Source organism: Neobacillus niacini, assembly GCF_046591715.1.
Taxonomy (GTDB): Bacteria; Bacillota; Bacilli; order Bacillales; family Cytobacillaceae; genus Neobacillus; species Neobacillus niacini_L.
Window position 1 is genome coordinate 1 of record NZ_JAWVNQ010000001.1, and the last position, 13,645, is coordinate 13,645.

Annotated in this window: 10 protein-coding genes, 17 tRNA genes, 1 rRNA gene and 1 riboswitch; of the genes, 27 read left to right on the forward strand and 1 reads right to left on the reverse strand. The window is 39.6% G+C overall.

The annotated features are described in order from the left end of the window. Positions 1–130 precede the first annotated feature (130 nt). From rrf to SFC47_RS00130, 26 genes are all read left to right on the forward strand, one after another. A 5S ribosomal RNA gene (gene rrf, locus SFC47_RS00005) occupies positions 131–247 on the forward strand. 18 nt (positions 248–265) lie between these two features. Continuing rightward, a tRNA-Asn gene (locus SFC47_RS00010) sits at positions 266–340 on the forward strand. A gap of 8 nt (positions 341–348) precedes the next feature. Then, a tRNA-Ser gene (locus SFC47_RS00015) sits at positions 349–440 on the forward strand. A 24-nt stretch (positions 441–464) separates the two neighbouring features. Continuing rightward, positions 465–539: transfer RNA gene (locus SFC47_RS00020), tRNA-Glu, on the forward strand. 40 nt (positions 540–579) lie between these two features. Then, positions 580–655 (forward strand) — tRNA-Val (locus SFC47_RS00025). A 49-nt stretch (positions 656–704) separates the two neighbouring features. Further along, positions 705–778, forward strand: a tRNA-Met gene (locus SFC47_RS00030). A gap of 2 nt (positions 779–780) precedes the next feature. Then, positions 781–857, forward strand: a tRNA-Asp gene (locus tag SFC47_RS00035). 29 nt (positions 858–886) lie between these two features. Further along, positions 887–962, forward strand: a tRNA-Phe gene (locus SFC47_RS00040). A 25-nt stretch (positions 963–987) separates the two neighbouring features. Continuing rightward, positions 988–1,063, forward strand: a tRNA-Thr gene (locus SFC47_RS00045). A gap of 25 nt (positions 1,064–1,088) precedes the next feature. Continuing rightward, positions 1,089–1,173, forward strand: a tRNA-Tyr gene (locus tag SFC47_RS00050). A gap of 60 nt (positions 1,174–1,233) precedes the next feature. Beyond that, positions 1,234–1,307: transfer RNA gene (locus SFC47_RS00055), tRNA-Trp, on the forward strand. Positions 1,308–1,322: 15 nt separating this feature from the next. Next, positions 1,323–1,398, forward strand: a tRNA-His gene (locus SFC47_RS00060). 35 nt (positions 1,399–1,433) lie between these two features. Further along, positions 1,434–1,508, forward strand: a tRNA-Gln gene (locus SFC47_RS00065). Positions 1,509–1,512: 4 nt separating this feature from the next. Then, positions 1,513–1,587: transfer RNA gene (locus tag SFC47_RS00070), tRNA-Gly, on the forward strand. Between the two features lie 6 nt (positions 1,588–1,593). After that, positions 1,594–1,664, forward strand: a tRNA-Cys gene (locus tag SFC47_RS00075). 39 nt (positions 1,665–1,703) lie between these two features. Next, positions 1,704–1,789, forward strand: a tRNA-Leu gene (locus tag SFC47_RS00080). A gap of 23 nt (positions 1,790–1,812) precedes the next feature. Then, positions 1,813–1,893 (forward strand) — tRNA-Leu (locus SFC47_RS00085). Positions 1,894–2,096: 203 nt separating this feature from the next. After that, a riboswitch (Lysine riboswitch) is annotated at positions 2,097–2,280 on the forward strand. Positions 2,281–2,384: 104 nt separating this feature from the next. Beyond that, positions 2,385–3,221 (forward strand): transporter substrate-binding domain-containing protein, encoded by an 837-nt coding sequence (locus SFC47_RS00090; protein ID WP_411252201.1) that lies wholly within the window; start codon positions 2,385–2,387, stop codon positions 3,219–3,221. A 60-nt stretch (positions 3,222–3,281) separates the two neighbouring features. After that, a complete protein-coding gene (locus SFC47_RS00095; protein ID WP_411252202.1) occupies positions 3,282–4,019 on the forward strand; it encodes an amino acid ABC transporter permease in 738 nt (245 codons plus the stop codon). A 22-nt stretch (positions 4,020–4,041) separates the two neighbouring features. Then, on the forward strand, positions 4,042–4,785 hold the full coding sequence (locus SFC47_RS00100; protein WP_411252203.1) for an amino acid ABC transporter ATP-binding protein: 744 nt from the start codon (positions 4,042–4,044) through the stop codon (positions 4,783–4,785). Positions 4,786–4,983: 198 nt separating this feature from the next. Then, positions 4,984–6,759, forward strand: a complete 1,776-nt coding sequence (locus SFC47_RS00105) for a GMC family oxidoreductase (RefSeq protein ID WP_411252204.1) — start codon at positions 4,984–4,986, stop codon at positions 6,757–6,759. A gap of 227 nt (positions 6,760–6,986) precedes the next feature. After that, the gene (locus SFC47_RS00110) at positions 6,987–7,418 is read left to right on the forward strand and encodes a MarR family winged helix-turn-helix transcriptional regulator (protein WP_411252205.1); all 432 of its coding nucleotides are present in this window, start codon (positions 6,987–6,989) and stop codon (positions 7,416–7,418) included. Further along, positions 7,399–8,601, forward strand: coding sequence for an MFS transporter (locus tag SFC47_RS00115; protein ID WP_411253586.1), 1,203 nt, complete (start codon positions 7,399–7,401; stop codon positions 8,599–8,601). The genes SFC47_RS00110 and SFC47_RS00115 overlap by 20 nt, the downstream gene beginning before the upstream one ends. A 128-nt stretch (positions 8,602–8,729) precedes the next feature. Then, positions 8,730–10,793: a DUF4179 domain-containing protein gene (locus SFC47_RS00120; RefSeq protein WP_411252206.1), complete on the forward strand. Its 2,064-nt coding sequence runs from the start codon at positions 8,730–8,732 to the stop codon at positions 10,791–10,793. Between the two features lie 91 nt (positions 10,794–10,884). Further along, positions 10,885–11,220: a DUF1904 family protein gene (locus tag SFC47_RS00125; protein ID WP_411252207.1), complete on the forward strand. Its 336-nt coding sequence runs from the start codon at positions 10,885–10,887 to the stop codon at positions 11,218–11,220. A gap of 271 nt (positions 11,221–11,491) precedes the next feature. Then, a tRNA-Gly gene (locus SFC47_RS00130) sits at positions 11,492–11,565 on the forward strand. Between the two features lie 84 nt (positions 11,566–11,649). Here SFC47_RS00130 and SFC47_RS00135 read toward each other — a convergent pair. Continuing rightward, entirely contained in the window at positions 11,650–12,321 is a 672-nt protein-coding gene (locus SFC47_RS00135; protein ID WP_411252208.1) for a B3/B4 domain-containing protein, read from the reverse strand. Positions 12,322–12,425: 104 nt separating this feature from the next. On the opposite strand from SFC47_RS00135, the gene queG reads away from it, so the two are divergent. Continuing rightward, the gene (gene queG, locus SFC47_RS00140; protein WP_411252209.1) at positions 12,426–13,559 is read left to right on the forward strand and encodes a tRNA epoxyqueuosine(34) reductase QueG; all 1,134 of its coding nucleotides are present in this window, start codon (positions 12,426–12,428) and stop codon (positions 13,557–13,559) included. Positions 13,560–13,645: the final 86 nt, after the last annotated feature.

Genomic DNA, 13,645 nt, shown 5'->3' on the forward strand with positions numbered 1-13,645 from the left:
TTTATATGCGAAACTCGTTTTTACAACTTCTTCTGAAATTATCTAGTTTTGAGGGAATGAATTTTTTTCAAAAACCTCTTGAAAAATATCGAAAAGACAGTATAATAAAGATTGTCTTTGAGAAAAGTAGTCTGGTAATAATGGCGAGAAGGTCACACCCGTTCCCATACCGAACACGGAAGTTAAGCTTCTCAGCGCCGATGGTAGTTGGAACGAAAGTTCCTGTGAGAGTAGGACGTTGCCAGGCTGCATTAAATAATATTATTCCGCAGTAGCTCAGTGGTAGAGCTATCGGCTGTTAACCGATCGGTCGTAGGTTCGAGTCCTACCTGCGGAGCCATTCTTTATGGAGAGCTGTCCGAGTGGCCGAAGGAGCACGATTGGAAATCGTGTAGGCGGGTAACCCTGTCTCAAGGGTTCAAATCCCTTGCTCTCCGCCATAAAAACACTATCAATTCTTATAAGGCCCCTTGGTCAAGTGGTTAAGACACCTCCCTTTCACGGAGGTAACACGGGTTCGAATCCCGTAGGGGTCACCAGTCTTATGCCGCAGCATTGAAAATAACATATCTTAATTATGGAGGATTAGCTCAGCTGGGAGAGCATCTGCCTTACAAGCAGAGGGTCGGCGGTTCGATCCCGTCATCCTCCACCAAAGTTTTTTCGTGATAGCGAAAATAACTTTCCATTAATATTCTTATTGTCGCGGGGTGGAGCAGTCCGGTAGCTCGTCGGGCTCATAACCCGAAGGTCGCAGGTTCAAATCCTGTCCCCGCAATTGGTCTGGTAGTTCAGTTGGTTAGAATGCCTGCCTGTCACGCAGGAGGTCGCGGGTTCGAGTCCCGTCCAGACCGCCATTTTCTTTTTGAAATAGGCTTTATAGTGTGGCTCAGTAGCTCAGTCGGTAGAGCAAAGGACTGAAAATCCTTGTGTCGGCGGTTCGATTCCGTCCTGAGCCACCATTTTTATTCTATTGATTATATGCTTGCCGGTTTAGCTCAATTGGTAGAGCAACTGACTTGTAATCAGTAGGTTGGGGGTTCAAGTCCTCTAGCCGGCACCATTTGGTTTTTGACATCATAATATGTGGAGGGGTAGCGAAGTGGCTAAACGCGGCGGACTGTAAATCCGCTCCCTCCGGGTTCGGCGGTTCGAATCCGTCCCCCTCCACCAAGTTATTTTCGGTAGAAAATAACCAATGACTTCACTTTAACATTAGTAAATTAACTTTATAGGGGTATAGTTTAAAGGTAGAACGAAGGTCTCCAAAACCTTTGGTGTGGGTTCAATTCCTACTACCCCTGCCAATTAATTCAATTGTGGCGATTGTGGCGAAGTGGTTAACGCACCTGATTGTGGTTCAGGCATTCGTGGGTTCGATTCCCATCAGTCGCCCCATAAGACCATTTTATTAGAAAATATATTTTTATCATTGGGCTATAGCCAAGCGGTAAGGCATCGCACTTTGACTGCGACATGCGTTGGTTCAAATCCAGCTAGCCCAGCCAATTTGCGGAAGTAGTTCAGTGGTAGAACACCACCTTGCCAAGGTGGGGGTCGCGGGTTCGAATCCCGTCTTCCGCTCCATCTTATGGCGGCATAGCCAAGTGGTAAGGCAGAGGTCTGCAAAACCTTTACCACCGGTTCGAATCCGGTTGCCGCCTTAATGTATTGTATTTATTTTTAATAGCGCATTTTATTGCGCCGGGGTGGCGGAACTGGCAGACGCACAGGACTTAAAATCCTGCGGTAGGTGACTACCGTACCGGTTCGATTCCGGTCCTCGGCATTACCTTTACAAAATTAAATTATGCCGGTGTGGCGGAATTGGCAGACGCGCACGACTCAAAATCGTGTTCCTCTGGAGTGTCGGTTCGACCCCGACCACCGGTATCTAAAAACTCACAAATGATCTTTATCATTTGTGAGTTTTTTTGTTATATATGGGATGGCAGTGCAGGGAAAAAGTATAATTTTTTAGTAAAATCTACTTGTATATTGTGGTCAGAAACAACTGGAATAAAAATACAAGTTGACAGGTTTCGACAAGATACTGTAGTATATTAGTATAATTTAATAAGACCTCACTTTTTTATCAGTGAGGTAGAGGCGCGATATTTAACAGTCTTTAGTGGAGCTTGAGAAGCAATGATGCTAAGGAGAAGGAAATGTCGCCGAAGTGTGTAATGTTCTCAAGTCATTACATGCTGGGTCTGCAGTTAAGAGCTGCAGGACTGTCTCAGTAAACTCTCCGGTTTATTGAGTTGTGCTATCTCATTTGGGATAAAAAGAGGGGACTTTAGGGAACTATGCATATTGCGACCTGAGTTGATCTCAGGTCGTTTTTTGTTTTAGTTAACAAAAAATCAAGGGGGAGAGTTATCATGAAAAACAAGTTTACCATTTTTATAGTTATGTTGATTTCAGCTGTACTTTTATTAGCAGGATGTGGTACCGATGGTGGTACTGCTAAAGGATCATCAGAAGATAATACATTTAAGGTTGGTTTAGAAGCCGGATATGCTCCATTTAACTGGACGCAAAATGATGATGCCAACGGTGCTGTTAAAATTGGCGGCTCTAAAGAAAATGCAGGCGGTTATGATGTGGAAATTGCAAAAAAAGTAGCTGAAGGTTTAGGAAAAGAATTAGTGATTGTCAAAACAGAGTGGGACGGCCTTGTTCCAGCTTTAACATCTGGAAAAATTGATGCCATTATCGCTGGTATGTCACCTACATCAGAACGTAAAAAAACAATCGACTTTACAGATAACTACTACACATCTAATTTAGTGATGGTTGTGAAAAAAGGCAGCAAGTATGAAGATGCTACATCTATTCAAGATTTTAAAGGTGCTAAAGTTACAGCTCAATTAAATACCTTCCACTATTCAGTAATCGATCAAATTGAAGGTGTTGACAAGAAAACAGCGATGGACAATTTCCCAGCAATGAGAGTTGCGCTTGAATCAGGGATGATTGACGGATATGTTTCTGAACGTCCAGAGGGAGTTAGTGCATCGGCTGCAAATGAAAACTATGTAATGGTTGAATTTGAAGAAGGGTTTAAAACATCAGCCGATGATACAGCAATCGCTGTCGGCCTTGAAAAGGGCAGTGGCTTAACGGATAAAATCAATGAAATTTTATCTGGTATTTCAGAGGAAGACCGCACCAATATTATGGATAATGCTATTAAGAATCAACCAGCAGCAAACTAATCAAAGAACCGGCTGTATTGTATTATACAGTCGGTTTTATACGGTAAAGGAGGGTAAATGATGAGTCTTGAGTGGGTTATTAATATAATTGCAGAAAACTGGCCAATGTTCCTTCGTGGAGCTGGTTTAACACTATTGATTTCTCTTATTGGGACGATTATTGGGGCAATCATTGGATTAGCTGCAGGGGTAATCCGAACGATCCCAATGCCTGAACGTGGGGCTAAAAAAGTTTTGTTAAATGTGATTAACGCAATTCTATCAATCTATATTGAATTCTTCCGTGGAACACCGATGATTGTACAAGCAATGGTAATTTATTATGGTTCTGCGCTAGCATTTGGTATCGATATGAATGTCTTCGCTGCAGCGATTATTGTTGTATCGATTAATACGGGAGCCTATATGGCTGAAATTGTCCGTGGTGGGATTGTTTCGGTCGATAAAGGACAGTTCGAAGCAGCTCATGCTATTGGAATGACTCATTTCCAAACGATGTGGAATGTAGTATTGCCACAGGTTATCCGAAATATTCTACCCGCAACAGGAAATCAATTCGTTATAAATATTAAAGATACGTCCGTACTGAATGTAATTTCCGTTACAGAGTTATATTTCGTTACGAAATCAATATCAGGTAATAATTTTAGATATTTTGAATCATTTTTCGTTGCCTGTATGATTTATTTTGTGATGACCTTTATTGTTACTAGAATATTGCTATACATTGAAAAGAGATTAGAAGGCGCTGACAATTATACGATGGTCGGAAATGATTCACAAGTGAACCAGAAATAAGTAGAGAAGGAGGAGAGAGAGAATGGAAAAGATTATTGATATTCAACATTTAAACAAATCCTTTGGAACGCATGAAGTATTAAAAGATATTAATTTTTCGGTGAACAAAGGAGAAGTAGTCTCCATTATCGGATCCTCAGGATCTGGTAAATCAACTCTTCTTCGTTGTATTAACTTGCTAGAAAAACCAAGCGGCGGGCAAATTATCTATCATGGTGAAAATATTTTGGATGACAAGCATGATATAGCCGAATATCGGAAGCATTTAGGCATGGTATTCCAACAATTTAACTTATTTAATAACCACAATGTTCTTAATAACTGTGTAGTAGGACAAGTGAAAGTATTAAAACGCTCTAAGGAAGAAGCCGAAAAAGTAGCAATGAAATACTTGAAGGTTGTTGGTATGGATAAATACATTAATGCAAAGCCAAAGCAGCTATCTGGCGGCCAAAAGCAGCGCGTAGCGATTGCAAGAGCACTTTCAATGGAACCAGATGTGATGTTATTTGATGAACCAACATCGGCACTTGATCCGGAAATGGTAGGTGAAGTTCTAAAAGTAATGAAGGAACTCGCTGAATCTGGCCTTACAATGTTGATCGTAACCCACGAAATGGAATTTGCAAAAGAAGTATCTGATCGGGTTGTATTTATGGACAAGGGAGTTATTGCAGAAGAAGGAAGTCCAGAGCAGATTTTCAACAATCCAACACATGAGCGCACTAGGGAATTTCTCAAACGTACTTTAAAAGAATCATATTGAGAAGTCAGTTAATAGTATTCCATCGTACCTGGTAGTTACCAGTAAATCTAACTAAGAAAGGGCTTATTAAGCCCTTTTTTTCGTGGGAATAAATTAATTTTTGTAAACTAGGAGCTCGTCCTATACAAAAATAACTTGTCCACATATCTTGATACCTAATGAAGAAATACTTTATTAGGAAAGTAGGTTGAAAGAATAGTGGGGAAAAAAAAGAAGAAACATAAAAAGCTTGTTTTTGATTATATTGTCATTGGTGCCGGAACAGCAGGCGGGGTTATCGCTAAGAAATTAACAGATGACAGTAATTCATCCGTACTTGTACTAGAGCCAGGAATCAATAGTACAGAACAGTTAAGCAGTGCGAGTGTTTTAACTGCCATTAATTTGCACAGTGATAATAAGTTTGCCTTCAACCTTGCATCGAAATTAGAGACCTCACTGCAAAGGCAGCTAATTACTGTCAATGGAAGGGTCATTGGCGGGAGTTCAGAAGTGAATGAAATGTATGCAGTTCGTGGGAGTGAGCAATTGTATAATGAATGGGCAGCTCAAACTGGTGAACCCCAATGGAGCTATGACCAAATCCGATCCCTGTTCATCGAAAACGAAACCTATACTGGACAGCCGCATGATTCGAATGAAAGGGGAACAGAGGGCCCGATATTTGTCAGACAGCAGCAGATTCCTCCCAATGGACTTATCCAGACGCTGGCAAATGCAACAGCTGATGTATTGGACATTGACATTGTTGAAGACTATAACACAGGAGTACGAGACTGTACTTTTTATCAATCCCAATTTACCCAGAAGGAGGAAGGTAACACAATTACCCGATCCTCAACCGCAACAGGATATCTAAATGAGAGTATTGTAACTCAGGGCAATGAGTTTAATCCTGATGAATTTGGGGTTGGTAAAAGAAGGTTGGCTATTTTTGCCAAAACAACGGTAAATAAAATCCTATTTAAGAAAAACAAAGGCAGCATGATTGCCATCGGTGCTGAATTTGTCAGGGACGGTGTTTCTCAAAAAGCGTTTGCTCGGAAAGGAGTAATCGTTTCGGCAGGATTTTTCTCCTCTGTCATCCTGCAACGGTCAGGGATTGGCAAATCCAGTGATTTGATTAATGCGGGAATTACACCATTAATTGAAAATCCAAATGTGGGATATAATTTGCAAACTCATTTGTTTGCAGGTCTTGGAGTCAAGGTAGATACATCCGAGATACTTCCAGTAATAGGAGCCGACATTAATCAACCGATTATCTTAGGTGCTTTTATTGCTGAACATAAGGATAGTATAATCGAGAGCCGCCGCCTTCAAATACTAGGAGCTCCTGCACCTCTGTTTATTCCTGCTTCAGATGTAGCAAGTAATGGGTGGGAATTAGATATAGAAAATAAAGACATTAATATTATGAGTTTTGGTCTGATCGACTTAAATCCAAAAAGCAGAGGCAGCATTATGGCCACCCATAGTGATCCTGAAGCACTTCCATCATTTTTCTTCAATCCATTGCAGATAGGTACGAATGATCTCGAATACATGGTCGATCAATATATTAATATGTACAAAATTATTGAAGAGGCTAGAAACAATAACAGTGCTATACATCAAGTGGTCTACCCTCCTGAGGAAATCTTTACGAATCCGGATGAGGAAGAAAAAAGAAGAAGACTTAGGGACTTCGTCCGAGGATCTTATTCGAATTTCTTCCATTATGGCGGACAATGTAAGATGGGATGCAGCATTCAAGATGGAGTGGTCAATGGACAGCTGGATGTTTTTGGTACAATCAATCTTAAAGTAGCTGATTTATCCATTGCGCCTGTTTTACCTGATGGCAACACATCCCAAGCTGCCCAAATGATTGGATTAAACGCAGTACGTTTTATTCAAAATAATCCTAATCTTGTCATGTGTAATGAAGATGATTTTTACGAAGATGATTTTGAGGACGAATCAGAAGATTGATAGTTTGCAATTTCTAAGGGGGCACATTTTAGTATGGCCCTTTTACCTATTAATGGCCAGTATTTTCATCATCTTTTGTAGTAATCAAGAATCTTGTACAGATGAGCCAGTGCAATCACTCCAATCATAATAGAGTGGTCTCCTTGACATCTTATTGAAAAAGGCATATGGTTAACTTCAATAATAGTTATCCATGGTAACTATTTTTTGAGGAGGAGGAGAAAGATGTGGAAGGTTTTTTTCAGCGTTATTTAAGTCTCTATCGACCACTTATATCGAGGTTGAACGATCTAATGAGTACGTATGAGCTTTCATATTCTCTATGGCAGGTTATTTTCTATATAAAAAACAATGGTCCTTCGACACTTATAGAGATTGCCAACCAATATAATGTAGAAAAACCAACCATTACTAGGAGAGTTCAACGGCTAGAAGATCTCCAAATCGTGAAGCAAATTCCTAGTACGAATAAGCGGGAAAAAGTCATTCAGTTAACTGAATTAGGAGATGAGATTTACCAAGTATGCAGAATAAAAATTACGGAATTAGAAAATAGTGTGATGGAAGGTATTGCTAAAGAAGATCAGATGATTACGTTTCATACGCTTCCTAAAATACAGGAAAATATTATGAAAGGTGATGGAAGCAAAAGTGAGTAAACCAAAATTATGGACAAAGGATTTTGTCATTGTGTCCGGCGTGAATTTTTTGTTAACGTTAGTCTTTTATTTATTAATCGTGATTATCGGTGTTTATGCAGTAGATGAATATCATGCTTCTACGAGCCAGGCTGGGCTTGCTACGGGTATTTTTATTGTAGGGGCATTAATTGGACGACTGTTTATTGGCCGCAGTATAGATGTAATTGGCCGAAAAAGAACATTGTTTATTGGATTAATTCTTTTTATATTTACAACAGCTTTATATTTTATCCATCTGGGTATCACCTTCTTGCTTATTACCCGTTTTTTACATGGGATAACATTGGGCATCGCAAGCACAGCAACTGGAACGATTGTAGCTCAGATTATCCCGAAAAGACGAAAAGGAGAAGGCATTGGTTATTATAGTATGAGTTCGACATTAGCTACCGCAATCGGACCTTTCATTGGTCTATATATGATCCAGCTAACCAGCATTCAAATTATTTTTAGTCTCTGTCTTGCTTTAGGTATTACCAGCTTGATTACGGCATTCTTTGTGAATGTACCAACAGTGGAAGGTTCCTTAAAGATAACGGATAGTAAAGGCGTTAAACTCTCGCAGCTCATTGAGCCAAGGGCAGTTCCCATTGCATTTATTACTTTAATTATAGGTTTCTGTTACTCTAGTGTTCTATCCTTTATTAATTTCTATGCGATTGAAGTTGACCTAGTCAGTGCAGCAAGTTTCTTCTTTCTTGTGTATTCGATAGCTGTATTGATTTCCCGCCCATTCACTGGCCGTTTAATGGATGTGAAAGGTGCAAACTATGTGATGTACCCTGCATTTGTTTTGTTTACAGCTGGAATGCTGCTTTTAGGTTCGGCACATAGCAGCACTACGTTGTTAGCATCGGGAATCTTGATTGGACTTGGATTTGGGAATATGCAGTCATGCACGCAGGCAATTGCTGTAAAACTTACGCCTTCTCATCGCATGGGACTGGCAACCTCGACTTTCTTTATATTTCTCGACGCAGGTCTTGGATTCGGTCCCTATTTACTTGGATTTTTCCTCCCATTTACGGACTATAGTACACTTTATATGATTCTAGGAGTTTTAGTGTTGGTTACTTCTGGCTTATACTTTTTACTGCATGGAAAGAAGGATAGGGCTGGCATTAATGCAATAACTTCATGATAAATTAGAAGGGACATCTTTTATTAGAGATGTTCCTTGTTTTTTAGAGGAAATAAAAGTAAATTGTCGAATAATGTATAAGGAAATATTTATAATAATGACATTTGAGTTAAGGGGGGAGTACATTTATGATCCCAAAAATAGATTCCGTTTCAAACACTGTGATAATTGAAAAAGACGTGGAATCTATCTTCGATTGGTTCGACCAGCATAAACAAACATTCTATACACTTGGCTGGTCCTATCTTAGAAATCGGCAGCAAATGGAAGAACTTTTTTACCAGTCTATTCTAAGGGTTCACAAGGAATTATCTCGATTTAAAAGCCAAACTTCATTTGAAACATGGGTGACATCCATTTTCATACATATCTGCAGGGAGCTAGCTGAAAGTGGAAATGTACAAGCTTCAGAGGAAAGTAACCCACAGCGGGAACTATTTGACGCACTTGACCAATTGAAAGATTATGAGAAAGATGCCATGGTCCTTAACCTTATAAAAGGAATTTCTCAGGAGGAAGGTGCACAGCTGCTCAAAGTTTCACTAGAAGAGATGAAAGAGCTTTTGTTTGCCGGTATCCAATCTCTTAAAACTAAAATGGGGTACGAATCACACTTTAATGGCTGTAAGGAGTATCATAAATATTATATTGACTATTTAGAAAGAACCCTAGAGCGGCCGAAAAAGATTGATTTCGAGAAACATATATACCATTGCCCTGATTGTCAGGAAGATTTGGCTGGATTTCAAAGTGTCATGTTAATGATGTTAACGCTTGTTGATAGAATGGAAGATTTAAAAGTACCATTTGATTTTATGGATAATATCAGAGAGAGAATAACAGAAAAGGAAAAGAATAGGCAGCAGAGGAATAAGAAACGTATTAGGAATGGACTTATCTTTGCGGGTATTTTCGCAATATTATTTGGATTAGAATACTTTAGTAAGGCTTTTTCAAACCCTTACTTTACGTGGACAGAAAAAGATCAGGAATTGCGTGCCTTTCTTCAGCAGGACCTAGGGGAAATCCTCAATTTGGAAGCAGAGAGCGGCGGAGTGAAGATTAGGATCAAGAGCGTAATTGCGGATGATGTTCAGACGCTTGTTTTTTACGAAATAGAAGATACAGAAGAAAACGATCAATATGTCTTGGATGCTTATGATGGGGTTTTTGTGGAGAATGATTATGAGATCATGAACACTACAGTCTATCGAATGTACTATCCTCCTGACCTTGAAGCTGCTGTAAATAACGAAGAAAAGAACGTATATCAAGGGAAGATAAGTCTGCAGCCACTTACAAATGAGAACGCGACAATCAAACTGAATATCACAAGACTTCATAAATTGATCCGTGAACCTTCTGACCAGAATGGTTTTGTGGCTTACGGCGGCATTGAAACTGAAACAGGGGAGTGGAAGTTTGAGATTCCTGTAACAAAACAGCCTTCCGTTAGTTACGCATTGGATGGAGAAACAAATGTCGAGGGAGTCCCAATTCGATTTGATAAACTAACACTTGCTCCAACTGCGACGATTTTCCAATATGGTATTAATATGGAACAGCGAGAGAAGCGATTAGACGGTATTAATTTTAATCATCTGGAAATAAATGACAAAAAAGTGAAAGCTGATCGCTTTAGCAGTTCTTATATTGAAACTACATATGATGAAAATTGGATTCCTATGCAGACACACTTTGAGCCACTTTACGGAGAAAAGCCAAAAGAGCTCAACGTCCAATTTGAATCGGTTCATTTTACTATTGATGAACCAAAAACTATTGTATTGGATACTGCCAAGGAATATCCTCAAACCTTTGAATATGCAGGCAATATAATCTCTATCGAAAAGGTGGAATTGGGACAGCCGTCAAAAATGGTTATAAGTAATCGTGAAAATCGATCATATGAGTCACTTAATTTCCAAGTTGTAGGTGAGAATGAAAAAAGGATTATGGCAATGGAGATGGATTCACAAGGAGTGATCGTAGATAAAAATGGGGCAGTATATAATATGAATGAGCCTATTTCATATGGAGAAATTGAGCAGCCTCGTCATTTCATTACAGTTATTAGCACAGAACTACACCCTGATACACCTGGAGAAAAAGTAATTCCTAAAAGGCTGGAGATTTATGGATATAATGCAATGAACTATTTGGATGATGTTGTGAAGATTTCGTTACAATAGCGGCAGCGTCGATACCAATTTATTTTGCAATTAGATATCATTGTGTCAATATGAAATTTGATCATTACTATCATTTACTCGGAGGATTTGTATGCCACTATTAATCATTAGAGGAGTTTCTGTAGACCAGGTAAAATTAATTAGTTCTACTTTAGTACAAGAATTGGCAGATTTATGTGAATGTGGGACAGACAATTTTACCTTAGAAATTGTCCAGTCAACGTATGTGTTTGCAGGCGAGGAAGTCCAAGGATACCCATTGATTGAAGTTAAATGGTTCGAACGAGGTCAAGAGATGCAAGACCAATTTGCCGCGATAATAACCAGACATATTCATTCACTTGGAATTCCAGATGTAGAAGTCGCCTTCAGCACATTCCTTGAGTCCGCTTATTATCTAAACGGGCATAGTTTTGCCTCTATGTGACGATAAAGCATATCTAAAAGCGCCTGGCACCATCCTTTATATTAGGAGGTGATAGGCGCATTTTTTTGGATAAATATCTGAACAGGGATGGAAAAATTAAATTACGGTACTTATTCTGTAACACTGACATATAATCTAACAAAAAGGCACAATTTTTGTTGAATGATTTTTTTCGACAAAAAATGCAAAATTCGCTTGACGAGAGCGAAAAAACTTTGTATTATAATAAACGTGTTTAAGTTCTTTATTTAATGTCTATAATTACTTTTGTGCGGGTGTAGTTTAATGGTAAAACCTCAGCCTTCCAAGCTGATGTCGTGAGTTCGATTCTCATCACCCGCTCCATACATATTACCAAACGCAGTGTATCGTTACTAGAGAACGATGCATTGCGTTTTTTATATTTTGCTCCATTTAAAGGAAGCGGTGTTAATCGTGTCCTGCTATGTAGTAATTAGCATCACCGCCATGAATTTGTGTGAACATCTTCATTAATGAATCTGTCAGCCTTTCAGCACTATTCATCGCTATAGAAGGCTGTAAATAGATGATCTGCATCGCATTTTTAGTTGTTTGCGTTACCGGCGCTCTATTGGAATCTACAAAAGGACTGCCAAATGGTCCATGCTGATCACATGAAACAATCAGGTTTTCTAAAGAATTCATCCGGCCATTCAGGCCAACGTATTCATCTCCTGTCTTCGCTTTTTCAATTGTGATAGGTCCCTCTAATTTGTCAGAATCATAAATACCAATCGGCACCTGATATTGAAGAGAGAAGAAGTTATTGATATCAATGGCACTTTGGACCGTGGTCAGATAATTCTGTTTCTGGACTCTGCGATATAGAGCCTCTGCAGAATGGCGATAGCGGTTAGGATCCTTGCTAAACATCTTAAAAATAGTGCGCCATTCTTTAATACCTGGCAGCTCTATTAGATTCTTATTTTCTAAGTCAAAGTAAATTGATTCTTGAAAAAGCTGCAGTCTTCCTTTTACCATTTGTGGGGAATCTCCGACAGTAATGTCTTGATATTCAATGACTCCAAGCTTAAAATTAGGAACCTTGCTGATTATTTCTTCGGAAACCTGAATTTCCAATGATTCCACCTCCAAAATTTAATAAAAATAGTTTATCATAATGAGATGTGTATCGTTAAATTAACGGCTTACTATAGATATTCTTTAAGAAGGGAGGTATCACCATGAATGTTGATCAATTGAAGGAGGAAATCATTGCATACAGTAGAAGTATTGGCATTGATAAAATCGGATTTACCACATCTGACCCATTTACAGAGTTGAAAAATAGATTGATCCGCCAGCAGGAGCTCAAGTTTCAATCAGGCTTTGAAGAGCCTGATATTGAGAAACGGGTGACACCAGCACTATTGCTGCCAGAACCGCGGTCAATTATATCCATCGCTCTCGCCTATCCTTCAAAAATGAAAGTTCGGGTTGAAGGGAAAAAAGGCGGGCGGCGAGGGTTCTTTTCCCGTGCATCATGGGGATTAGACTATCATCATATTTTGAGAGATCGTTTAAAAAAGCTAGAGGAATTTATTCTGGCGAAGGTTCCAGATGCTCGGTTAAAATCCATGGTTGATACCGGTGAGCTTTCAGATCGTGCTGTTGCAGTAAGAGCAGGAATTGGCTGGAGCGGTAAAAACTGTGCTGTCATGACGCCAGAGTATGGCTCCTACGTCTATCTAGGCGAAATGATTACCAGCATTCCTTTTCTTCCTGATACTCCGATGGAGGATCAATGCGGCACCTGTACAGCTTGTATTGAAGCATGTCCGACCGGTGCATTGGTTCAGGGCGGACAAATTAATGCTCAGCGCTGTATTGCCTATTTAACACAGACAAAAGCTGTGATCCCTGAAGAATTTAGAGATAAGATAGGCAACCGGGTCTATGGCTGTGATTCCTGCCAAACGTCCTGCCCAGTCAATAAAGGGAAGGACTTTCACTTCCATGAGGAAATGGAGGCAGACCCCGAAATAGCCAAACCATTATTAAGACCAATGTTGAAAATGAGCAATCGTGAATTTAAGAACAAATTTGGTTCTGTAGCGGGATCATGGAGAGGCAAAAAGCCGATTCAGCGCAATGCCATTATCGCTCTGGCCCATTTCAAGGACGAAAGTGCAGTCCCTGATTTACTAGCTGTGTTAGAAAATGAAACAAGCAGTGTTCTTAAGGAAACGGCAGCCTGGGCGCTAGGGAAAATTGGCAGCCTAGAAGCAATAGGAGCACTAGAAAAGGCAGCTGCAAAAGAAGATGACTTTGAAGTGAAGCGTGAAATTGAAAAAAGTCTGCTAAAACTAAAGAACTAACTTGAGCGGGGACATTCTGTCTTTGCTCATTTTTTTTGATTAAAATTCCCTTCTGTACATATGTATGAAACAGAAGGGGGAGATGA